Annotated in this window: 19 protein-coding genes; 8 read left to right on the top strand and 11 right to left on the bottom strand. The window is 46.8% G+C overall.

Translation table 11 applies throughout. The features are described from left to right. Positions 1-32: 32 nt before the first annotated feature. On the top strand, positions 33-2,450 hold the full coding sequence (locus D3H65_RS23245; RefSeq protein ID WP_119052608.1) for a mechanosensitive ion channel family protein: 2,418 nt from the start codon (positions 33-35) through the stop codon (positions 2,448-2,450). Between the two features lie 319 nt (positions 2,451-2,769). Then, positions 2,770-3,078, top strand: coding sequence for a hypothetical protein (locus tag D3H65_RS23250; protein WP_162915779.1), 309 nt, complete (start codon positions 2,770-2,772; stop codon positions 3,076-3,078). Between the two features lie 75 nt (positions 3,079-3,153). Here the strand turns inward: D3H65_RS23250 and polA are convergent, their stop codons facing one another. The 3 genes from polA to D3H65_RS23265 all read right to left on the bottom strand — a co-directional run bounded on the left by polA (position 3,154) and on the right by D3H65_RS23265 (position 8,861). Continuing rightward, on the bottom strand, positions 3,154-6,030 hold the full coding sequence (gene polA, locus D3H65_RS23255) for a DNA polymerase I (RefSeq protein WP_119052610.1): 2,877 nt from the start codon (positions 6,028-6,030) through the stop codon (positions 3,154-3,156). 81 nt (positions 6,031-6,111) lie between these two features. Then, a complete protein-coding gene (gene uvrB, locus D3H65_RS23260; RefSeq protein WP_119052611.1) occupies positions 6,112-8,160 on the bottom strand; it encodes an excinuclease ABC subunit UvrB in 2,049 nt (682 codons plus the stop codon). Positions 8,161-8,399: 239 nt separating this feature from the next. Then, positions 8,400-8,861 (bottom strand): methylglyoxal synthase, encoded by a 462-nt coding sequence (locus tag D3H65_RS23265; protein ID WP_119054623.1) that lies wholly within the window; start codon positions 8,859-8,861, stop codon positions 8,400-8,402. Positions 8,862-9,028: 167 nt separating this feature from the next. On the opposite strand from D3H65_RS23265, the gene D3H65_RS23270 reads away from it, so the two are divergent. Further along, the gene (locus D3H65_RS23270; protein ID WP_162915780.1) at positions 9,029-9,649 is read left to right on the top strand and encodes a T9SS type A sorting domain-containing protein; all 621 of its coding nucleotides are present in this window, start codon (positions 9,029-9,031) and stop codon (positions 9,647-9,649) included. A 596-nt stretch (positions 9,650-10,245) separates the two neighbouring features. Here D3H65_RS23270 and recA read toward each other — a convergent pair. Both recA and D3H65_RS23280 read right to left on the bottom strand, forming a co-directional pair. Next, on the bottom strand, positions 10,246-11,271 hold the full coding sequence (recA, locus tag D3H65_RS23275) for a recombinase RecA (RefSeq protein ID WP_119052613.1): 1,026 nt from the start codon (positions 11,269-11,271) through the stop codon (positions 10,246-10,248). A gap of 400 nt (positions 11,272-11,671) precedes the next feature. After that, a complete protein-coding gene (locus D3H65_RS23280; RefSeq protein WP_119052614.1) occupies positions 11,672-13,258 on the bottom strand; it encodes a M1 family metallopeptidase in 1,587 nt (528 codons plus the stop codon). Positions 13,259-13,549: 291 nt separating this feature from the next. Here D3H65_RS23280 and D3H65_RS23285 point away from each other — a divergent pair, with 291 nt between their 5' ends. After that, positions 13,550-14,416: an OmpA/MotB family protein gene (locus D3H65_RS23285; RefSeq protein ID WP_119052615.1), complete on the top strand. Its 867-nt coding sequence runs from the start codon at positions 13,550-13,552 to the stop codon at positions 14,414-14,416. Between the two features lie 162 nt (positions 14,417-14,578). On the opposite strand, the gene D3H65_RS23290 is transcribed toward D3H65_RS23285, so the two are convergent. Next, a complete protein-coding gene (locus D3H65_RS23290) occupies positions 14,579-15,274 on the bottom strand; it encodes an alpha/beta fold hydrolase (protein WP_119052616.1) in 696 nt (231 codons plus the stop codon). Positions 15,275-15,347: 73 nt separating this feature from the next. Then, positions 15,348-15,791, bottom strand: a complete 444-nt coding sequence (locus D3H65_RS23295) for a hypothetical protein (RefSeq protein ID WP_119052617.1) — start codon at positions 15,789-15,791, stop codon at positions 15,348-15,350. Between the two features lie 325 nt (positions 15,792-16,116). Here D3H65_RS23295 and D3H65_RS23300 point away from each other — a divergent pair, with 325 nt between their 5' ends. Further along, on the top strand, positions 16,117-18,555 hold the full coding sequence (locus D3H65_RS23300) for an outer membrane beta-barrel family protein (protein WP_119052618.1): 2,439 nt from the start codon (positions 16,117-16,119) through the stop codon (positions 18,553-18,555). Between the two features lie 39 nt (positions 18,556-18,594). On the opposite strand, the gene D3H65_RS33005 is transcribed toward D3H65_RS23300, so the two are convergent. The 4 genes from D3H65_RS33005 to D3H65_RS23315 form a co-directional block, all read right to left on the bottom strand. Continuing rightward, on the bottom strand, positions 18,595-18,744 hold the full coding sequence (locus tag D3H65_RS33005; protein WP_162915781.1) for a hypothetical protein: 150 nt from the start codon (positions 18,742-18,744) through the stop codon (positions 18,595-18,597). A gap of 27 nt (positions 18,745-18,771) precedes the next feature. Beyond that, a complete protein-coding gene (locus D3H65_RS23305) occupies positions 18,772-19,641 on the bottom strand; it encodes a helix-turn-helix transcriptional regulator (protein ID WP_119052619.1) in 870 nt (289 codons plus the stop codon). A gap of 90 nt (positions 19,642-19,731) precedes the next feature. Further along, a complete protein-coding gene (locus D3H65_RS23310; protein WP_119052620.1) occupies positions 19,732-20,187 on the bottom strand; it encodes a hypothetical protein in 456 nt (151 codons plus the stop codon). A 68-nt stretch (positions 20,188-20,255) separates the two neighbouring features. Further along, a complete protein-coding gene (locus D3H65_RS23315) occupies positions 20,256-21,848 on the bottom strand; it encodes a Na+/H+ antiporter (protein WP_119052621.1) in 1,593 nt (530 codons plus the stop codon). A 266-nt stretch (positions 21,849-22,114) separates the two neighbouring features. Here D3H65_RS23315 and D3H65_RS33010 point away from each other — a divergent pair, with 266 nt between their 5' ends. The 3 genes from D3H65_RS33010 to D3H65_RS23325 all read left to right on the top strand — a co-directional run bounded on the left by D3H65_RS33010 (position 22,115) and on the right by D3H65_RS23325 (position 23,071). Further along, entirely contained in the window at positions 22,115-22,276 is a 162-nt protein-coding gene (locus tag D3H65_RS33010) for a hypothetical protein (RefSeq protein ID WP_162915782.1), read from the top strand. A 19-nt stretch (positions 22,277-22,295) separates the two neighbouring features. Then, on the top strand, positions 22,296-22,493 hold the full coding sequence (locus D3H65_RS23320; RefSeq protein ID WP_119052622.1) for a hypothetical protein: 198 nt from the start codon (positions 22,296-22,298) through the stop codon (positions 22,491-22,493). A gap of 95 nt (positions 22,494-22,588) precedes the next feature. Further along, complete coding sequence (locus tag D3H65_RS23325) at positions 22,589-23,071, top strand: META domain-containing protein (RefSeq protein WP_119052623.1); 483 nt, start codon at positions 22,589-22,591, stop codon at positions 23,069-23,071. Positions 23,072-23,084: the final 13 nt, after the last annotated feature.

Here is a 23,084-nt window from a genome sequence, read left to right on the forward strand (position 1 = left end):
TTTATAGTTTAGCGCCAGCAAAAAATCAACACATGAAAAACCGCTGGCGCCACCTGGTAGCAGGTTATATCCTTTTGTTATGCTCCCTGGCCACCGCAGCCCAGGACTCTGCCCGTTTTAGACAAGGTCGATTTCCCGGCCGCAGCGATTCCGCCCGGCAACAATCAGATTCCAGCCGCCCCCGGAGAGGCGGTATGTCCTCCCTTTTCGCCGACTCTGCCAAACTCACCAGCAGCGACTACCAGCTCCAGATCGAGAAAACATATGTGATCCTGGACAATATCGAAAATAAAAGCGAGCTCGGCCTTGCCATCCGCGAGATCACAGAAAAGCTGGCCGACAATGATTCCGTACTAGCCGTACTCAAAGACAATGTACTCAACAACAGCCGTGCCCTCAACATGCGCAACCTGCAAGTGTTCAGAACCCTCCTCCTCAACCTGCAACGCGAAGGGAAAGATAACCGCGAAGTACTTGACAGTACCGAACATAAGCTCGACGGCCTGCGCAGCAGCATGAAAACCCTCATGGCCGATACCGTATTAAGACAACTGATGCGCGATTCCCTGCTCCGCCAGCAATTCAGCGCCCCTTTAAAGGACATGCGCGAAAACTGGCGCTCCAGCACCCGCCACCTGCGGGAAAGCATCGCCACCATCAACCTCCTGCAAACAAAGAACTCGTCCAATGCCATTACCACTGCCCAGCTATTGGAAAAAGTAAATACCCTGCTCAATACCTCCGCTGCCCGCATCTTTGGCAAAGAATACAATTACCTCTGGGAAAAAGATACTTCCAACCTTTCCGAAAGCGCCCGCTCCTCTTTTGGCAAAGCGTATGACGGAGAAAAGAAAGCCCTGCGGTACTACTTTAAAGACAGCGGCCACAAAAGGTTCTTCCTCCTGCTCATCGGCCTGCTCTTCTTCTTTTGGATATACCGCAACATACGCATCCTGAAACGCCTCAAAGCCATGCACGCCATACAGGACCTCGGTTTTGAATACCTGCCCTCCGGTTACATCGTTTCTGCCTTTGTGATCATGTTTTCCATCGCACCCCTGTTCGATCTCCATGCCCCTGCCGCCTATATTGAATCCATGCAGTTCCTGCTGCTGATCATCCTCACCATCATCTGCTGGAAGAAATGGCCGCGCAACCTCTTCTGGGTTTGGGTAGTCATGGCCATCCTGTACATCTGTTTTGCAGCCACCCACCATATGGTAGATCCTGGTTTCTGGCAACGCATGTGGCTCATCCTGCTCAACATCCTGTCCGTTGTTTTTGGCCTCCTCTTCCTCTCTAAAATGAAAGAGCACCTCCACCTCAAAGGGTTCCTCCGCTTTGTGATCATCCTGCACAATGTGATGAATGTCCTGTCCATCCTGTTTAACCTGTGGGGTCGCTTTTCCCTGGCGCAGATCTTTGGCAATGCCGCCATCTTCGCCTTTACCCAGGCCATCGGCCTGGCTGTATTCAGCAAGATTTTTATGGAAGCCATCCTGCTGCAGATCATGACCAGCCGCGTAAAACGGGGAGTGCAAAGCCGCTTTGAATACCAGCATGTACTCGATGGCTTCCGTCGCCCCCTGCTTTTCCTGGTCGTCATACTGTGGTTGATCGTATTTACCACCAACCTCAATATCTATACTACCGTACTTGGTGGCTTGACCACCTTCATGGAAACACCCCGCCACATTGGCAACGCTTATTTTACCATTGGCGGCGTACTGCTCTTCTTCCTCATCATCTGGATAGCCCACCTCCTGCAGAAATATGTAGGTTACTTCTTTGGCGATACCGGCAATGATGAGGAGATACACAATAAAGGACAGCGTTCAAGACTGCTCATAGCAAGGCTCATCCTGCTTTGCCTCGGCTACTTCCTGGCCGTGGCCGCTTCGGGTGTACCCGTAGATAAAATAACCATCGTCCTGGGCGCTCTCGGTGTCGGTATTGGTTTGGGCTTACAGAACATCGTTAACAATTTTGTATCCGGTATCATTCTCATCTTCGATAGACCACTACAGATCGGCGATGTGGTGGATGTAGGAGATAAGTCGGGTCGCGTACGTGAAATAGGCTTACGCTCCAGCACCTTGCTCACACCCGATGGCGCAGAAGTGATCATCCCCAACGGAGATATCCTTTCTCAACAAATTACCAACTGGACCCTCTCTAATAACCAGATACGCCTGGAAATGGAACTATCGGTTAGTGGCAGCCGCGATATGGAGGTAGTGTCTTCTGCTATTAAAAAGGCCATCCAAACCTCCCGCTTCGTATTTGACAACCGGGAACCACAAATACTCTTTACCAAAGTAAATGAAGACGGATTCGATCTCAAGGCCTTCTTCTGGTGTGCCGATGTAGCTAAAGCCGAAGAAGCGAAAAGCGATGTGCTGATCATTTTACATGATAAGCTAAATGCCGATAACCTGCACATAAACTAAGCAGATAAGCCGCCAGGCAGCTCAATAATTAAAGCGGTTACATACACTACCGGTGTGTAACCGCTTTTTTGCTGAGATTATTCCACAAAGCAGCCTGCTTTTTATACATTGACTGCTGAACGCTCTCCTCTTCTTCCACACCCGGCGGTTTGAATAGAAAAAAATCGTAGCTTTTCTGTGTGCGTACGATTATTCACTTTTGCATTGCTTACCGATGGATCCGATTACGATTATTTTGCTGGCAGCATTAGTGCTGGGTTATTTCGCATGGTACAGACCAACTTTTCTGCTCAAGCCTGAGCGGAAAAGAAAGGAGCTTGTGGCAAGATTTGAACAGGTTACTAACCTCAACCAGCAGCTTCTGGCCGATATGCAGCAGTACGCTCAAAAGAATAACCTGCTCGACAAACCTTTTATAGAAGGAGATTCCTTCCGCAATAAGATCACCGAACTCCAGGCTGCCCGTGATGAGTTTTTCAGCGAAGAGAATTACCTCGGCCTCCGTGCCCGCAATCCCAAACACCTCGATCTTCAACTCATGACCAAAACCCTCGATGATCAGATCCTCTACCACGAGCGCATCCAAAAAGCCCTTAACAAGCATAAGAATACGCCTGCAACCAATTAGTGTTTTCCTGTTGCCGCACAAAAAAGGCCAGCCCGATCGGCCAGCCTTGTAATAAGTATGGAAAGAATAATTAGGTTAGTGCGCCACCAGCCAGTTCTCACCCTTGCCGATCTCTGCTTCCACCGGCACCCCATTGGGTAATGGCAAAGCTCCACGCATACAATCTATGATAATCGGCATAATAGTATCTGCTTCATCCAGCGTAGCATCAAAGATCAACTCGTCATGCACCTGCAGGATCATCTTCGATTTAAACTTATGTTTTTTGAACGTTTCCTGGATCTTTATCATGGCCAGCTTGATCATATCAGCCGCCGTGCCCTGAATAGGCGAGTTGATCGCGTTGCGCTCTGCAAATCCACGTACTGTAAAGTTGGAGGAGTTGATATCACGCAGCCAGCGCTTGCGGCCCATCAACGTTTCCACATAGCCTGTTTCCCGGGCAAAGTTGATCGTATCATCCATATACTTCTGGATATTCGCAAACTGCTTCTTATACGTATCAATGATCTCTTTGGCTTCCGTACGGCTGATACCCAGGTTGTCGGCCAGGCCAAAAGCTCCTTGCCCGTAGATAATGCCGAAATTCACACTCTTCGCCTTATAGCGCATTTCCTTCGTCACATCCTTTTCATCCACACTGTATACTTTGGCCGCAGTAGCTGTGTGAATATCCTTTGCATTCTTGAAAGCATCACACATGGCCGGGTCACCTGAAATAGCGGCTACAATACGTAATTCTATTTGCGAATAATCGGCCGAAAGCAGGATATGATTACTGTCCCGGGGAATAAAGGCCTTACGGATCTCTTTGCCCCTGTCTGTACGTACAGGAATATTCTGCAGGTTGGGATTGTTACTGGATAAACGACCGGTAACAGCCACCGCCTGTGCATAAGATGTATGTACACGGCCTGTCTTGCGGTTGATCATTTCGGGAAGCGCATCCACATAAGTAGACTTCAGCTTGGTCAACTCCCGGAAGGCAAGGATATCTTCCACGATCTTACTTTGATTGGCCAGCTTAAGCAGTACATCTTCCCCTGTAGCATATTGGCCCGTCTTCGTCTTTTTGGCCTTGGGGTCCAGCTTCAGTTTTTCAAACAATACTTCACCCAGTTGCTTGGGAGAGGCCAGGTTGAACTTTAATCCTGCTTGCTGGTATACATTTTCCTCTGCCTGCCTGGCTTCCTTATCCAGTTGCAGCGAATAATCTTTTAAGAACTCGATATCTACCTTTACCCCTTCAAACTCCATATCTGTAAGCACCTTTACAAGCGGGTTCTCTACTTCCAGGAATACCTTTTCAACTGCTTTCGTTTTGAGCAGCGGGGCAAAGATCTGTTTCAGCTGCAGCGTGATATCAGCATCTTCAGCCGCATAGTCCGTGATCTTTTCCAGTGGCACATCCCGCATATTACCCTGGTTCTTGCCTTTCTTGCCAATCAGCTCATCAATATGTACCGGCTCGTAACCCAAATATTGTGCGCTCATGATATCCATGCTACGTTTGCCGTCCGGCTCGATCACATAATGCGCCAGCATCGTATCAAAGATGTTTCCCTTCAGCTCATAGCCATACCACTTAAGCACCAGCATATCATACTTCAGGTTCTGTCCCACCCAGGTAATATCCGTCTTGTTGAATAATTTTTCAAATTGTTTCAGGATGGCCTTGGTGCCTTCCACGTCGCCGGGCGGCACCGGTACATAATACGCTTCTCCAACTGTATAGGAGAAGCTCATACCCACCATGTCCGCATCATTCGCATCTAATCCCGTAGTCTCTGTATCAAAACAAACTTCCGGCTGCTCCAGTAATTCTTTTACCAGTGTCGTAATGGCCGCATCGCCTGTGATGGCAACATATTTATGAGGCGTATTGTGAATCGTCTTTCCGGCCACAATAGCCTCCGTGCTGTCTACCCGTTCGCTGTCTGCCCCTTCTGTCTCCGTGCCTGCGCCTTCTGTATGCTGTATTCTGACTTCTGTATTCTTCTTCTTGCTTTCCACTGGATTGCCAAACAGATCTGTCTGCACGCCCTCCGGTGCCGTTGCCTTCCCGGCCGTGATAGCGATCTCTTCGCCCAGTACCCGCTTGGCTACTGTTTTAAATTCCAGGTCCGTAAACACTTCACGCAACAACTCCCGGTTCATTTCCTTTACCCGGAAATCCTCTGCATGAAAACTTACCGGTACATCTGTAATAATAGTAGCCAGCTTTTTGGAAAGGATAGCCGCATTCTTTCCGTTGCGTACCTTCTCACCCAAAGCCCCTTTGATCTTATCTGCATTGTTCAACACATTTTCCAGCGTACCATATTCGGCCAGTAGTTTAGCCGCTGTCTTTTCTCCTACCCCGGCAATGCCGGGTATATTATCCACCGAATCTCCCATAAGGCCCAGTATATCTATCACCTGGTGTACTTCCTGGATATTCCATTTCTCACATACTTCTTTCACGCCCAGGATCTCCGCATCCCCGCCCTGGTAACCGGGTTTATAGATCTTGACCCTTTCCTCCACCAATTGGCCATAGTCCTTATCGGGCGTTACCATGTATACTTCAAATCCTTCTTTGGCAGCTTGCTTACTCAGCGTGCCGATCACGTCATCCGCTTCATAGCCATCCAGTTCTACAATAGGTATATTAAAGCCACGTATGATGCGCTTAATATCGGGAATAGCTGCCTTCAGATCTTCAGGTGTCTCCTGCCGGTTGGCCTTGTATTCTGCAAAGTCTGTATGTCGCTCCGTAGGAGCACTGGTATCAAACGCCACCGCCATATGTGAGGGCTTCTGGTTGTTGAGCAGATCAAGCAACGTATTGACAAAACCGAACTGAGCATTTGTGTTTACGCCCTTGGAGGTAATACGTGGATTGCGTATCAATGCATAATAGGCACGGAATACCAATGCATACGCGTCGAGAAGAAATACTTTTTGACTCATGCTGCTAAGTTAACAACAATGACCACATGAAAAGCGGTAAAATTGTCTGTTTCTGCGGGTGTTTTGCGACAAAAAAAGGGGCTATCGCCCCGTCTTCATTTCCTCCAACTTCTTCTGCATACCAAACATTTCATCCCTCAGCTTCGCCGCTTCCATAAAGTCGAGATCGCGGGCAGCTTTTTCCATTTCCTTCTTCGTTTTGCCGATCGCTTTCTCCAGCTGTGGGATGGTTTGATATACCGCCTGCTCTTCTGCTGCAGCGTGTACTACCAGGTTTTCATCCGCTGCAAGAGCATAAGGATTCTTGGGATCATATCCCTTGATGTCCAATACCGATGTTTGTGCAAACACCTGCTCTTTCGATTTGACAACCGTGCGCGGTGTAATATTATGTTCGATATTGAAAGCTACCTGTTTTTCCCGGCGGCGCGTGGTCTCATCGATCGTCCGCTGCATACTCTCCGTCATCTTATCTGCATAGAAGATCACCAGCCCATCCACATTCCGGGCCGCACGGCCTGCCGTTTGCGTCAGCGACTTCTCATTACGCAGGAATCCCTCCTTATCTGCATCAAGGATGGCCACCAGCGATACTTCCGGTAGGTCAAGACCTTCCCGCAACAGGTTTACCCCTACCAGCACATCAATCTCACCCAACCTAAGCTGGCGCAGTATCTCCACCCGCTCCAGCGTATCTACTTCACTGTGTATGTACTTTGATTTGATATTGATCCGGTGCAGGTATTTATCCATCTCTTCCGCCATCCGCTTTGTCAGCGTGGTCACCAGTACCCGGTCCCCCTTCGTTACCCGCTTGTCTATTTCATCCAGCAGGTCATCGATCTGGTTCACACTAGGTCTTATTTCAATGGGAGGATCCAATAGTCCCGTGGGCCGCACTACCTGCTCTACCACTATACCACCGCTCTTCTCCAGCTCATATTCACCCGGCGTGGCTGATACATAGACCGTTTGGTCCACGATCTGCTCAAACTCATGGAAGTTCAGCGGACGGTTATCCAGCGCAGAAGGAAGACGGAATCCAAAATCCACCAGGATCAGCTTACGGCTTCTGTCCCCGCCATACATACCACTGATCTGTGGTATCGTCTGGTGACTTTCATCTATCACCGTCAGGAAGTCTTTGGGGAAGTAATCCAAAAGACAGAAGGGCCTGGTACCCGGTATACGCCTGTCGAAGAAACGCGAATAGTTCTCCACCCCGTTACAATAACCAAGCTCCCGGATCATCTCCACATCATAATTCACCCGCTCACTCAACCTTTGCGCTTCTATATATTTACCGTTCTTTTTAAAGTATTCTACCTGTGCGTGCGATTCATCCTGGATCTCGTTCAGTATCTCGTTGATCATGTCTTTCGGCGCCAGGTACAGATTGGCCGGGAAGATCGCGGCATTGTCCACCACCCCGATCCGTTTGCCCGTATTGATCTCCAGCGTTTCAATGCTTTCGATCTCATCTCCGAAGAAGGTTACCCGGTAGCCCCAGTCCATATAAGGAAGGTTAATGTCCACCGTATCACCCTTTACCCGGAAAGTACCGCGGGTAAAGTCTGTCTGGCTCCGCATATACAGCGCATTCACCAGCCCATGCAGGAACCCTTGCCGGGAAAGTACCTGTCCCTGATGTATACGGATGATGCCATTTTCAAACTCCGCGGGGTTACCAATACCGTAGATACAGCTTACGCTGGCTACCACAATGATATCCCGTCTGCCGCTCAACAATTCTGTGGTGGCATGCAGGCGCAGCTTATCCAGCTCCTCATTGATGCTGAGGTCTTTTTCAATATAGGTATCACTCACCGGCAAATAGGCTTCCGGCTGATAATAGTCGTAATAACTCACGAAATAGCCCACAGCATTTTCCGGGAAGAACTGCTTGAATTCCCCATATAGCTGGGCCACCAGCGTTTTATTGTGCGTGAGCACCAGCGTAGGCCGTTGCACCTGCTGGATCACATTGGCGATGGTAAAGGTCTTACCACTGCCCGTTACCCCCAATAAGGTCTGGTGTTTTTCGCCATTCAATATTCCTTCCGTCAGTTGACGGATCGCTTCCGGCTGATCTCCGGCCGGAGGGAAAGGTGCGTGTAATTTAAAAGGCATATAGTTGTTAAAGAAGCCTGCAAATTTACAGCATTAGCCGCTGCAGGTAAGTTATCCATTATTCCTGAAGCCACCATTGCAAACCTGGGCAGGCCGTATCTATAACAATTTTCGTGCGCAGATGTTGGCTACAAAGAACCGTTGTAACTAATTGATATTGATAAGCTGGCTCAATCTCTTTAAATCAGCTTGCTACACCTAAACAACCCTAAACACCAAACTCAAAACCCGAAACCGATCTACTTATTCTCGATCCTCCTTTTCAGGTACTCCGTATAATCCGGTAATGTAGCCGCGTAGTCAGACTGCATAAGGGGGGAGGTTAGTACAAAATCCGCCGTCGACCGGTCGCAGGCCACAATGCAATTCCAGGCAATCGCTACCCGGAGCAAGGCCTTTACATCACTATCATGTGGTTGCGCTTCCATGGGGTCCCAGAAAAAGATCATGACATCGATTTCTCCAACTGCTATGAGGGCGCCTATTTGTTGGTCGCCGCCCAGCGGACCGCTTAACAGCCTCTTGACAGGGCGGTCCAGCTTTTCTTCCAGCAATTTTCCCGTCGTGCCGGTGGCTATCAGCTCATGTTTGGCCAATACAACCTTGTTGAACTCTGCCCAGTCTATCAGGTCCTTCTTCTTGTTATCATGCGCTACCAGTGCAATTCGCTTACGCGCATCTATTCGTCTTGATGTCAACATAGCTTGTATTTTAAAGGTTTTGGGCTGAAAAGGTAACTGCATTTTGAGGAATCTTTAACGCGATCGAAATAATTTTCAGGCAGATATCGCGTTTTCCACATCTGGGCACGGTAATTGTTAATAACTATTTCCCATTTACACTCCCGTTAAATTCTATGCAGAAAGGTTTGCTGATATGCTTGGTAAGCCTGTGGACACACTTGTGTGTAGCCCAGGATACTTCAACCGGACCGCCTCCGGTAGAAACAGCAGCAGCTGTTCCAGACTCAGCCATTTACCTTACCGACCTCGTTTCAGCCATCCGGGATAATGCAAAAGTCATTCTCAACTGGCGGATGTTGAATAATAATACCACTGAATTTATAGCCGTAGAGCGTAGCAGCAATGGCCGCGATTTTGAAACAGTCGCTGTGCTTAAACAATCCAATACCGGCATCTGGTATGAATGGATCGATGATGCGCCCGCCAAAGGACGTAATTTATACCGCGTACGGTTTGCCGGCAAACAGGGTGCTGTGCAATATTCAAAAACGATTACTGCTATCATTGCCGGCGATATTTCATTTAGGTTCTATCCCAACCCCGTCGATAGTGTCCTTATCATTCGTTCAGAATCTGCACTCGATATCCAGGTAGTTGATGCCAATGGTAAAGTACGCATCACACAAAACAAATTGCAGGGCCTGCAAACCCTCAATGTGGCATCACTCGAAAAGGGAATGTATCTCCTCCGTATTAGTAATCTTACTACTGGTATCGTAACCCAGGAACGCCTCCTTAAAAACTAACAACCGGTAGCAAATCGGTTATTCGAACGGGTTTTTACGCGTGTATTGTAAAAACTTAGAAAGTGTTATCCCCTAATTCCGGTATAATCGCCCCTTTTGGCATCGATAAACCACCTTTTCGAGAGTATTTTTACTATAACCACAAAATGGTATTGCACATGTCAAAATTCACCCTTATTTTTACCTCGGTTTTTCATAGGATATTGGATTTTAAAGCGGGGTTGAATGTCTATTCAGACCCCTTTTTTATTTCTGCTACTTGCCGATCCTCTTTTTTAGAGGCCTCGCCTCCCGGTAAACCACTAGTCCGGTTCTCTACACAACCTAAGTTCACACAACGATGTAATAACTTCAATGCAGCCTGATCTGCTTTGGAGAAAGGAAGCTCTTGTAGTCTGTCTGACCGCTTCCGGATAATAGCATGGCAGTAGAAAATAAACGATCAATACCAGGGCTGGTTTTTTGGATGCTGTGTAGCAATAGAGCGTAGAGTGGATAGGAGGTTGCAAACGAAAGTATATACAAAAAGAAAAGGTCCTGAAGAATCAGGACCTTTCATTTACTAACCCCTTAGTATTCACTTACTATAACATAGTTTATGCAGTAGCAGCAGGAGTACCACTGCTTTGCATTTCTTTTATCTTTTCACGAATCTTCGTTTCAATTTCATTAGCCAGCTCAGGATTGTCCCCTAATAACTTCTTCACCGAATCACGACCTTGTCCCAGCTTATCTCCATTATAACTAAACCAGCTACCGCTTTTCTGTACCACACTCAGCTCAACACCCATATCCAGGATCTCACCAACTTTGGAAATACCTTCACCAAACACGATGTCAAACTCTGCTGCACGGAATGGAGGTGCTACTTTATTCTTTACCACTTTTACTTTTACACGGTTACCAATCGCTTCATCACCATCCTTGATCTGCGCCATACGACGGATATCCAAACGTACAGAAGCATAGAACTTCAGGGCATTACCACCAGTAGTAGTTTCGGGGTTACCGAACATTACACCGATCTTTTCACGAAGCTGGTTGATAAAGATGCAAATGGTATTGGTTTTATTGATGGTGGCAGTCAGCTTACGCAAAGCCTGCGACATCAACCTTGCCTGCAATCCCATTTTGCTATCACCCATTTCGCCTTCCAGCTCACCTTTCGGTACCAGGGCGGCTACGGAGTCAATTACTACAACATCGAGGGCGCCTGATAAGATAAGGCGGTCGGCTATTTCCAAAGCCTGCTCACCATAGTCCGGCTGGGAGATCAGCAGGTTGTCTACATCTACCCCCAGTTTCTGTGCATAGGCGCTATCGAAAGCATGTTCCGCATCGATAATAGCACACATGCCACCCTTTTTCTGTGCCTCTGCAATAACGTGGATAGCTACAGTCGTTTTACCGGAAGACTCAGGTCCATAGATCTCAACGATACGGCCTTTGGGAAGACCACCTACGCCCAGGGCTGAATCCAACCCGATTGAGCCGGTTGATATCACTTCCATGGGATCATTTGACTTTTCATTCATCATCATCACACTTCCTTTGCCAAAGTCTTTTTCAATCTTGTCGATCGTCAGCTTTAGCGCCTTGAGCTTTTCGTTATTTGCAGACATAATGGGTTGTGTTTTGTTATAGTAAAATTACCGAATGCCAAATGTAGGGGAAATTATCTTATCACCACTAATTTTATTAGCATTTTTGGCTAATTATTTTGGGTGTAGGTAAGTTTATGGGATAGCCCACCGGCCGGAATGGACCCTAAAGTATTGATATTACGGGGAAATGAAGCTGACTAAACGGAGCCAAAAAGGGACTGGCCGCCTGAAAATAAAAACCCCGCTACTAATCTGTTCGTAGCGGGGAACTACAGTAGAAAACTACCATAGGGAAATTTTAGAACTAATTCAGGAAAAGGCGATGGTTTAAAACCATATTCAAAGGGACTACAAAAAGGAATACCCTACAATACCACTTTGTGGTAATTATCCCTAAAGGAAATATGAGGGTTTCCTCTTACTCATAAATTACGCGCTTCAGGTAGAACACTTTTTCACCTACCAGCGGTGTCGTTTTACTGATCACAGCAATTCCCTTTTTGTCAACCATCCTCCGCTTTACACCATCACCGATGGTAATATCCAGCGGCAATGCTCCATCATAGTTCAATAATTTGATATGCCAGGTGCTGTCTCCTGTCCGGGCTACCTGTACTTCCAGTTTTTTGATCGTACGCAAATAAAAGTCAAACAAGGGCTTCAGTTCTGTGTTTGATTCCCGGCTGAAAAATTGCTCCACATCATCCGTCGTCACCAGGTTATCGTAGGTATAGCGCGCATCCGTAGCAAACTTCTTAAGAGTCGGGAAAAACACCTCATCGCCCAATACATACCGGAGGGTATGCATAAAGAAAGCCCCCTTGCCATAAATGTCCCCATGGTAGGCATCATCTGAATTGATATTGGTGCCCAGCACCACCGGCTTCTGGTTCTGTGTGCCCCGGGCCGTACCCTGCATCCGCCTGATATAGGCTTCCTCTCCCTCCGCATCGCGGGTAAACAGTGCGTCGCCAAAACTGCAAATGCCTTCCTGCACCCACATATCGCCCCAGTCTTTGCCCGTTACCTTATTACCCCACCATTCATGGCCAAACTCATGGTGCATGAGCCAGTCAAAATCCTGTCCGCCCACCTGACTATATTTGAATTTATTGCCATAAGCGTTCAGCGACTGGTGTTCCATGCCCAGGTGCGGCGTTTCCGCTATGCCGATCTTTTCCTTTACCCAGGAATATTCACCAAAATATTTTTCCTGCATCCGGATCGTTCGCTGAAATACATCCAGGTGGTGCGGGGCTTTGTCTGCATGTTCTTCCAGCACATAAAACTCAATCGGCACCGTATTGTCATTGACAGTAGTATAAGGCCGGCTTACTACTTTGTATTTTCCTGCATTGAACAGGATACTGTAATTATTAATAGTATAGTTTGTTTTCCAATGGTAGGTAGCAGTGCTTTTTTTAGTGGTCACTTTTTGTAGCAATCCCGGTCCGGCCACCACCAGCCCTTTGGGAACAGTAATAATAAGGTCCGCCCCTTCATTGGGCTCATCAGAAGGATGGTCTTTACAGGGAAAAAAGATCTTGGCTCCTTCATTCTGACAACTGATAGCGATCCAGTCATTCCCCGTTGAATCTTTCGTCCACTGAAAACCTCCATCCCAGGGAGGCCTTACCGCCACACGTGGCTTCCCTGCATATTGGATCTTCACCGTTGCTTTACCGGCGGCGGCAGCTGCCAGCGTGATATAGATCAGATCTTGCTCATGTTTGAACGGTTGCTCTTTATTGTTCACCCACACCTTACCCACTTTAAAAGTATTTAACAGGTCAAATAATAAAGTCGTTGTTGGCTGTGCCAATACAACGTCTATCACAGTATATCCGTCAATGGATTGTTCACGGGGATCAACAGCTAATGCTACCGTATAGTGACGCACATCCATATTGGCTTGTTCCGGTTTCAATACCCCGCCGGAAAAAATAGCTTGTGAAAAGCCGCTATGTGTGCTAAACAGCAACAAGGCATAAATAAAAAAGCGCATAAAAAGGATTTAAGGGAAGGTAATAATTTTATGACCGCCCGGCGGGTATCGGATAAATTTGATTTAAAGCATATCATTTTTGCTGTTGTATTAGAAAAACGGGCTGAATGATTAAAAAAAACTTAAAATCATCTTAAAATGAAATCGCTTATTAATCGTTCATAGGTATTTTATTACGATGCTATACCTTTGAACCCCTTTTATCAGGCACGTAAGTTGCATATGACAAGTCATGAAGGATGATTGACATGTGTGAATGATTGCTAATTAATCAATTAAAAACCAATTTATATGAAGTTCAGACACGTTCTGTTAGTAGCATTAACCCCTGTAGTGCTGTTTTCCTGCGTCAGCACCAAGAAATTTAAGGCAGAACAAGAGAAATACACCCAATTAAACGACTCTTACGCCAAATTACAAGGCGATCTGAAAGCGTGTGAAGATCAGAAAGCAGAGGAAGCCCGTAAAAAAGCGGCGCTGCAAGCTGAGATCGACGGTCTCAACAAACAAATTGCTTTCCTGAAAGAAAACAACACCCAGGCTTTAAAGCAACTCCAGGATCTTTCTGTTATTTCCAGCTCACAGGCTGAAAGTATTAAAAAATCCATGGAGAACATCGGTGCGAAAGATTCTTATATCCAGACTTTACAGCAACAAATGGCGCGTAAAGATTCTATGAACATGGCCCTCGTGATGAACCTGAAAGGTGCTATTGGCAACCTGGATGACAAAGACATCAACATTAAGGTTGATAAAGGTGTAGTTTATATCGACATTTCTGATAAGCTGTTATTCAAGAGCGGCAAGTTTGATGTAACAGAAGAAGCTAAGGTTGTATTGGGTAAAGTGGCTACCGTACTGAAAAATCAGCCTGACATCGAGTTCATGGTGGAAGGTCATACCGACAACGTTCCTTACAAAGGAAATCCGCTGTTGCTCGACAACTGGGACCTGAGTGTTAAGCGTGCTACTTCTGTAGTACGGATCCTCCAAAACCAATATGGTCTGGATCCTGCTAAGATGTCTGCTGCCGGTCGTGGTGAGTACTCTCCACTGATGCCTAACGATTCTCCTGAAGCCAAAGCGGCCAACCGTCGTACAAGGATCGTTATCCTGCCTCAGCTGGATCAGTTCTTCAAATTGCTCGAAAGGAAATAAGCTTACTATATAAGTGAAAAGGGAGAGCGGCATGATGCCGCTCTCCCTTTTTTTATGATGTATTGCCGATGGCGAAGGTGGGTTGTCCTATAACGAAGGTGGGTCGCCTTTCCAAGGCGGCTCACCTTTTCAAGGCGGCTCACCTTCGTTATTATTACCTGCTTACATCTTTAGAAACTTTTTTATTAAATGGCTTAGTTGCCTGGTGTCTACCTGTTCCAATGCATGTGCCGTTCCGGGTAGCACACCCAATTGCCCCGCAGGCAATTGCTTGTACACATTCACCGTTTCATCGAGGGTAACCATCTTATCCCGGTCGCCCAGCAACAACAGGCAGGGCGTTGTTATCTGAGGATAGTCATCCGGCTTTAAAGGATTGTCTTTTCCCATGGCCAGCAGCATATTCGCTGTTTGCTCCATCACCACTTTCCAATCCTGCGGTGCATGCCGTTTGGCCAATTGTTCTGCAAATCCAGGTAGCTTCTGAAGAATAGTTTCAGGATTGAGCATTTGCACCTCTTTCGTGGCGCCTGCCTCATCCCAATGGAATTTGGTAGCAAGCGTGATCGTCTTTACAAACTTGCCCGGATAATGTCGGTTAATATACATACCTACATAGCCGCCCATGCTATAGCCAAACAAATGCAGTGTTTCCCCGGCAGGTACATAGGTTTCAATATAGGTCAGTACCTGCTGTGCAAACAGCTCAATAGACCATGGCTGATCAGGCAAAGCCTCCCCGCCATGACCCTTGAAGTTCAGCCGGTGAACGTAATAGTCATTGGCAAGACTTTCACCCAATGGCAGCAATTGGTCTTTAGCGCCGATGGCGCCATGTAGTAACAGTAAATGTTGCATGCTCTAAAGGTACAAAACGCCCGTGGGGAACAATGCGGGGGCAGAAGAATAGAAAAGGGTACGGATCAAACTATTATTTTATCAGATTCAGCGCGCTAAGCCAGCCCGGACGCTTGGCGGCCCAGCCACTCGTAAATGCTTCAGGCTTTAATCCGCCTTCCAGGTTTTTGAGCAGGCCTGTGGCGTTGGACAAGGTCTTTACCGTGTTGGCTGTTTTCAGCAGGCCGGCCACATCAAAGCCACTTTTGAACATATCGGGCTTAATAAAACCAGCCAGGGAAGAAATACTCTTACCCAACCCTCCTGCATCAGTAACCTTGGAGGCTGCGCTTAACCAATCGGTTTTTCCGCCACCCGCCCAGCTTCCCAGGAAAGAAGTAGGCTTCAGAGCACCCGCAAATTGGGTCAGCAGGCTGCCAATATTGGCTTTGCCCGTCTTGGGCAGCGTCAGCTGCGCTTCTGTGGTCAATGATCCCAGTGAGGTAATGAGCAAAAGAAAGAATAGGCTCTTTTTCATAAAAAATTGTTTTACCCGGACTCCTTTTATGCCGGGGTTGGTGTAACGATAATGAGTGATAAATGGTAATCCATATTAATGGATTGTCACTATCCAACCTAACTCTGTTTAAGCTTTGGGGTTATTGCGCAGCAAAAGATTCAGTGAAAGAGAGCAACCCTCCTTCCACCAGCCAGTCCAATTGATCGTGGAGCTACTATCATGTAAAAAAACGACAGTCGTTTTAGCCCTTTCCTCCACTTACCGCATCCTATCGCATCCTGTAAAGAAGTGCTACGAAGCCATTCGTTTTATCAGAATATTTGTTTTTCAATAACTGGTAGGTATGCGCAAATTGATGTTGGTGATGATAAGTCTGCTGTCGGTAGGGATTACAATGGCCCAAAATAGTCAACGCGGAAAGATTACCGTCAATATCCTTGGGGAGGGTCAACAGGGCCTCGAAAATGCTACTGTTGAGCTACTCAAAAGCAAGGACTCCACCCTGGTGAAGGCGGCTATTAGCGGCAAGGCGGGCCTGGCCGAGTTGGAAAATATTCCCCTGGGCAGTTATGTCCTCCGCATAACCATGATCAATTATGCCAGGCAGTTTTCAACGCCCGTATCCCTTACCGGGGAGCGGTCCGTGATCAGTTTACCTGCTATTACCTTGCTGCCGGCTACTGCTGCTCAGATGAAGGAGGTAACCATTACCGCCCGAAAACCATTTATTCAAAAACTCAGCGACCGTATCGTAGTCAATGTAGACAACAGCATTGTCAGTGTGGGCAGCTCGGCCCTGGATGTACTGGAGCGCTCACCCGGTGTATTGATCGATCCCAATGATGCCATCAGCCTCCGCGGCCGGGCAGGCGTGATCATCATGATCGATGGTAAGATCACCCCCATGTCAGGCACAGATCTCGTGAACATGCTGCGCAGCCTGCCTTCCAATAGTATTGAGCGCATTGATATCATCACCAACCCTTCCGCACGCTATGATGCAGCAGGAAACTCAGGTATTATTGATATCCGCATGAAAAAGGATCAGCGGGTTGGCGCCAATGGCACTTTTACAGCAGGTTACGGACAGGGCATCTATCCCAAGGCCAATACCGGCGCCACCTTCAATTACCGCAATAAGAAACTGAACTTCTTTGGTAGTTATAATTTCGGTTATCGCGAGATGTTTGGCAACCTGGTTTTGAAAAGAGAGTTCTTTAAGAATGGTGCTTACGAAGGCGCCTATGACCAGGATAATTTCAGTAAGGTGCAATTCAATAGCAATACCGCCAGGCTGGGCGCTGATTTTTTTCCGAATAAGAAATCGATCATAGGATTTGTGCTCAGCGGCACGCTCACCAATATCAACCGCAACAGCAATAACCAATCACTGGTCCTGAATAATGTGAAAGAACCCGAATCAAGGTTTATCACCAATAACAGAGAAAAGAACAAGCCCCGGAATATACTGGGCAATATCAATTATAAATATAGTTTCGACAGCACAGGCCGCGAACTTACCGCTGACCTCGACTATGGCGTATTCAACAGCAACGTGCTCTCGAGATTCATTACCGGCTTTTATACCTTGGACGGAATACCCAATAAGCCGGAATACAAATTGAATGGTGATCAAACTGGCAAGATCAACATTGCCACCGTGAAAGCTGATTATATCCATCCCCTTAATAAAAATACCAGCCTGGAAACCGGCTTTAAGAGCGCCTTCGTAGAAACAGACAACGATGTAGAGTTCTATGATGTAAGCAATGCCACGCCCCAATACGATTCTTCCAAAAGTAACCGGTTTAATTATAAGGAGAACAACAATGCCTTGTATGTAAACATGAATACTGAGTTTAAAAAGTTCTCCCTTATGGCCGGACTGCGGGCCGAGCAAACCAATATGGAAGGATACCAGGAAGTCAATGACATTCGTTTCGATTCCTCCTACCTGCAGCTATTTCCCAGCATATTCCTGAATTATAAACTGGGCGCAGAAAAAACAATAGGATTGTCAGTAAGCAGGCGTATAGATCGCCCCAATTATTCCGAGCTCAATCCTTTCCGTTTTTTCCTGGACCCCAGCACCTATAGCTCAGGCAACCCTTACCTGAAACCCCAGCTTACCTGGGCATACGAGCTCAGTTATACCATTAAGCAATTAAGTTTTACACTTGCGTATAGTCATACAAAGCAGAACAGCACTGTGGTTATCAGACCCAGTGAAACGGAAGAAAGAGTAACGGTGCAGATGCCGGTCAATCTCAACACCTACGATTATTATGGGATTACTGTCGCTGCACCGATCCGTTTTACCAAATGGTGGAACGCCATCAACAATGCCAATATTTATTACGGGCATTATAATGGCAACCTCGCCAGTACCACCCTGGACAATGGCGCTCCGGCCGCCAATATCAGTACCAACAATACTTTTATTGTCCCCAAGGGCTGGACTTTTGAATTAAATGCCAACGTCAATACCGGCGGCCAATATGGGTTTATGAAACTTGATCCCCAATGGCAATTATCTGCCGGCGTTCAAAAGACGATAATGAACAAGAAAGGTACCATCCGGCTCAACATCACCGACATTTTCTGGACCAATGTGCCAGCTGCCGTGATAGAGTTTAGTAATTATATCGAACACTGGCATTCGAGAAGAGAAACAAGGGTAGCTAACCTGTCGTTCACTTATCGTTTTGGTAAGAATACAGTGGCGGCTGCCAGAAGAAGGAACACTGCTTCCGAAGAAGAAAGAAGAAGGGCCGGAAACTGATGCTTTCAATGGTGCATGTGAAATGGGCAGGACCCAATATCAATGCCTTTTGAAATATTGTATTTCCCGTTCATGCTTCTTGGCTGCCTCCAGGCTGTCAAAAGTGCCCAGGTTGCGGCGTTTATTCGTTTTGGGATCTTTCTTCCGGGAATAAATCCGGTATCCGCCCGATTTTAACTTGCGTATCATAAATAGGTTTTCCAGTTTCGGCACAATTCACATGCCATCAAGGCGGGGCTTTTTGTGTAAAGTCTGCAACAATTGAAGATGCGGCTGCAGGTTTTGCAACGTGCTCTTTTGAAGGAACTGCTTGAGGTGCTTGTAAAAATGGCTATGATCGTAATAGCCATAAATGGAGTAGTGGAAGGTTTGTGGAGAGCTGGCTATATGAGCCGCCGCTTTGCGGATGCGCATGATCTGCAAGGCATTTTTACTGCTGATGCTGGTGGCCCGCTCAAAATAGCGTTGCAAGGTGCGGGTTGATATCTTGTATTGACTGGCAAGCGTTTCAATCGTAGTCTTAAAATCATTGTCTCTAAAGCATCGGTCAAGGATCTCAGTAACAATGTGAATTTCCTGCAGGGAACCTGCATGTTCCCGGATAATGGGTTGATAGTGGTTGCTGATGATCCTTACCCTTTCTTCAAAGTTGGTAGCCCCCTTAATAGCATCTATGAGCGATTGCTCCACCAGGTAGCTCAGCGGAAAGATATACTCCCGGTACTCTGCGAAGTTTATTTTCTTCAGGAACAGTACAGGCGATATCTTGAATTTGATACCAAACAGCTGGTTGCCCGGCCGGTGATAGCATTCAATGCTGCGGTGGCGGGGCAGAAAGCCGTCAGACCGCATATCGAAAAACTGGTCCGCTACCTGCATCACAAACGGGGTGCCCAGGTTTACCAGGTAGGTGTACCCAATATTGGGAAATAAGGCATCTGAAAACCCTTCCGGATGAGCCTGCCACAAGTGCCCAAAGTCTGTTTCCCATATAAAATCAATGAAATGGCTCAGACCCGCCGGCGGGGCCGTGCGGTGGTAGTTGTTTTCAAAATGAGCTTTATGGAAGAATTCTACATGCTGCACAAATACATCGTATCACATAAAACTAGCGCAACGGTAGTACACCGGGAAACAGGAAAACGATGATCCGTTGTATGGTTATATAGCCGGTTCCTACTTGAAGGTGATCTCGTTGTTGTTCAGTTCCCGGCGAAATACATTTTTATTGGGAAACATCACCAGCAGAACCACCAGGTCGAACAAAGCAAACAAAATAAAGATCCTGCGTGCCGTCAATACATAGAGAATACAGGCCGTAATGCCGATGATCACATTCACAACCAAACGCTGGTCATAGATCTTCTTGTATTGTGCAACCTGCTCGTCGAAGCTGGGCAGGCCATGGATCGATAACAATTGTTCCTTATGTTTCCTGGTCACTATAAAAGAGGCGACAAAAGTGCCAGCCAGGAATACCCATTTAATAACTTCGTTTATCGTCGGATCCGTAAGCATACTATACCCCCTGCTGGCCAATACATAGGCAATAACCATGGGAATAAAAGAGACAGCTATATAGGTCAGGTGTTGTTTCTTGAAAGGCGCTACATCAATGGTATAAAGACTCATACTGGTTATTTTGTGGGTTTACGGCCGATCCGGACGGTGAAATTAGGGATAAAGATATTTTATGCAGACTATTTTCTCAACCGGGCCTCTTCGAGGTCCAGTTCTGTTTCTCTTTTACGGATCAGTTCATCCGGAAATTCCCGGAGGCGGCTCATTTTGGCCAATTCAGCACGCCGCACCTGCACCGCTTCCAGTAACATTTTCCGGTATTTGGGCAGAAAGGCACCGGCATGCTGCGTATTTTCATCCTTTTGTAGCCGGCTGTTCGCAATATCAGCCATACGCTGGTATCGCTCTTTTATCCGGATGAAGGCTTCAATAGAAGCCGACTCCTCAGTATAAGATTTCTCCAGTAAGTCAACCACCGCCGTCGCCAGTCGCAAACGGATGGCGTGGTCATGATGCGCCTCCGATTCAGGCGCTTCAATTTTCAATATCCGGATAAGCCAGGGAAGACTCAGCCCCTGTAATACCAGGGTAAAGAGGATCACGACAAATGTGATAAACAAAAAAAGATTACGCTGGGGAAAAGCCTGTCCGTTACTCATCGTAATAGGAACTGCCAGCGCAGAGGCCAGCGATACCACGCCCCGCATGCCACTCCAGCCTACGATAAATACCGACCCCCAGGTGGGCCGGGGCTCCCGCTCCCGTATTTTTTTATTGAATATCCTTGGCAGGTAAGCGCCGGGATATACCCATAAAATGCGAACGACAATGGTGACCAGGCTAATAATCACGGCATATAAGATGGCATCAAAAATGGAGCTTTCCCCAAGCTCTTTGATAATAAAAGGCAATTCCAGCCCGATCATAATAAACACCACGCCATTCAGCAGGAATACCAGGGTTTCCCAAACACTCACCGCCTGCAGGCGCGTACTGTAAGAAAACACTTCATGGGAGCGGAAGGAGAGGAAAAGACCGCCCGCCACTACAGCCAATACACCTGAAAAATGAAAATGCTCCGCCGCTATATACATCAGGTAAGGTGAAATAAGTGTAATAGCCGTATCAATACTGGGCGTAGTAGGTAAGAAACGGTGTATCAGGTAAACTACATGGGCTATGGCGAGACCAATAACAACGCCCATTACCGCTACCAGTAAAAAATTAGCCCCCGCTTCCCATAAGGTGAATTGACCAGTAAAGATGGCTGCCAGGGCAAAGCGAAATACAATTAAGCTGGAAGCATCATTGATCAGGCTTTCTCCCTCCAGTATGGCTGTTATCCTTTTAGGCACTTTTAACTGCTGTAATACGCTGGTAGCCGCAATCGCATCCGGCGGCGAAATAATAGCCCCCAGCAGAAAACCCATGGGCAGCGAAAAGCCGGGGATAATAGCATGGGAGGTAAAGGCAATAGCGGTAGCTGTGAAAATCACCAGGCCAAAGGCCAGCATAAAGATGGGGCGCCGGAACTTCCAGAAATCATTCCAGGAAGTATTCCACGCAGCGGCATACAATAAGGGCGGCAGGAAGATAATAAATACCAGGTCTGGCTCCAGGGTGATGGAGGGTGCGCCCGGTATAAAACCAATGCCCAACCCTGCAATGACCAATAAAATAGGATAGGAGATACGCACCTTATCGCTCAGCATAGTGAGCATGGAAACGACAAAAAGCAGGGAAATGATAAGAAGCAGGTTGTCCTGGAGCATAACGAACTGTTATTTGGATATACGTTTGGGGAACAATTTAGAATATTTTAATAAATGTCTGTAGGGCAATCAGCCCATAACGGGAATTCCTGTAGAATAAGAGCTACATCCCACTCATTCCGGTATTTACAGGAGAATTAAAGCCAACCCGGCTAATGGACTAATTGTAAGATCATTTAAAGCCAATTCAATTCAAATTGAAACGGCGTGGCAAAGTAATTGAGTACTAAACAGAAAATCATTGAGTAACACCTAACAAATTATTTATGAAAAAGATCCTTTTCACCTTTGGGGTTATAGGCTTATTGATAGTAGCAGCTTGCGATACACCACAACCTACATCCGATCCCAATTCCCGCGATACTACTGTAAACAATAATACACAGACAGATACATCCACCAACAAGCCCGATACTACAAGGCAATAATCCGATAAAACTATACTTTATGAAAAAGCTATTGGTAATAGCGCTCACGGCAGGCATATTCGCCGCCTGTGGCAGCAACGACAATCCGGATCGAATCAATAATAACGCAGACAGTATCAACAATATGCCGTCTACAAGTGATACATCCATGAAAGACTCCGATACCAGTGATCGTCAAAATCCAAACCATAACCAGGATTCATTGAGATACAATTAGTGGACGGACGGTTATGAGGTTTAGGTAGGATGGCATACTTATTATGTCATCCTTTTTGGGTTTCGTTAAACCCATAAATGATAAACTGAACCACTATGCAAAACTTATTTTTAACAGGAATAGCATGTGCCCTGCTGGCAGCAAGCCTGGTAGCAAACAAGGATGTCCACACAGGGCCGCAGGAGACGTCTGTTGATGCCCGGTCCAATACAAAGCCGGCCGACACTTCCCTGAATGGAGAATGGTTTCTACAGCCTGTATTGGCTTCTGATACTGCTGCAGGCAAGTTCCCCTCTATCAAATTCAATGTTGCCAAGGGCACGTTTACAGGAAATACCGGGTGTAACCGCATGAATGGTACCTTCAAGCGTACTGACACCAGCCTAACGATTAATGAGCATATTGTAGTTACCAAAATGGTTTGCCCCGGTTTCAACGAAGCAGCTTTCCTGAAAACCCTTCTCAATACCAACCGGTACAAAAAAGAGAATGATGTATTGGTGTTGATGTTTGACCAGACAGAACTATCCAGGTGGACGAGAAAGCCCTACCGGGCGCCTATGAGTAAAGGCATTTAAACGAAAAAAAGGA

It is taken from the genome of Paraflavitalea soli, from assembly GCF_003555545.1.
Lineage (GTDB): Bacteria > Bacteroidota > Bacteroidia > Chitinophagales > Chitinophagaceae > Paraflavitalea > Paraflavitalea soli.

Bases quoted from the DNA above. Each gene is read 5' to 3' on its own strand.
- D3H65_RS23245 (WP_119052608.1), top strand. From the start codon at position 33: ATGAAAAACCGCTGGCGCCACCTGGTAGCAGGTTATATCCTTTTGTTA.
- polA (WP_119052610.1), bottom strand. From the start codon at position 6,030: ATGAGTCAAAAAGTATTTCTTCTCGACGCGTATGCATTGGTATTCCGT.
- uvrB (WP_119052611.1), bottom strand. From the start codon at position 8,160: ATGCCTTTTAAATTACACGCACCTTTCCCTCCGGCCGGAGATCAGCCG.
- D3H65_RS23265 (WP_119054623.1), bottom strand. From the start codon at position 8,861: ATGTTGACATCAAGACGAATAGATGCGCGTAAGCGAATTGCACTGGTA.
- recA (WP_119052613.1), bottom strand. From the start codon at position 11,271: ATGTCTGCAAATAACGAAAAGCTCAAGGCGCTAAAGCTGACGATCGAC.
- D3H65_RS23280 (WP_119052614.1), bottom strand. From the start codon at position 13,258: ATGCGCTTTTTTATTTATGCCTTGTTGCTGTTTAGCACACATAGCGGC.
- D3H65_RS23285 (WP_119052615.1), top strand. From the start codon at position 13,550: ATGAAGTTCAGACACGTTCTGTTAGTAGCATTAACCCCTGTAGTGCTG.
- D3H65_RS23290 (WP_119052616.1), bottom strand. From the start codon at position 15,274: ATGCAACATTTACTGTTACTACATGGCGCCATCGGCGCTAAAGACCAA.
- D3H65_RS23295 (WP_119052617.1), bottom strand. From the start codon at position 15,791: ATGAAAAAGAGCCTATTCTTTCTTTTGCTCATTACCTCACTGGGATCA.
- D3H65_RS23300 (WP_119052618.1), top strand. From the start codon at position 16,117: ATGCGCAAATTGATGTTGGTGATGATAAGTCTGCTGTCGGTAGGGATT.
- D3H65_RS33005 (WP_162915781.1), bottom strand. From the start codon at position 18,744: ATGATACGCAAGTTAAAATCGGGCGGATACCGGATTTATTCCCGGAAG.
- D3H65_RS23310 (WP_119052620.1), bottom strand. From the start codon at position 20,187: ATGAGTCTTTATACCATTGATGTAGCGCCTTTCAAGAAACAACACCTG.
- D3H65_RS23315 (WP_119052621.1), bottom strand. From the start codon at position 21,848: ATGCTCCAGGACAACCTGCTTCTTATCATTTCCCTGCTTTTTGTCGTT.
- D3H65_RS33010 (WP_162915782.1), top strand. From the start codon at position 22,115: ATGAAAAAGATCCTTTTCACCTTTGGGGTTATAGGCTTATTGATAGTA.
- D3H65_RS23320 (WP_119052622.1), top strand. From the start codon at position 22,296: ATGAAAAAGCTATTGGTAATAGCGCTCACGGCAGGCATATTCGCCGCC.
- D3H65_RS23325 (WP_119052623.1), top strand. From the start codon at position 22,589: ATGCAAAACTTATTTTTAACAGGAATAGCATGTGCCCTGCTGGCAGCA.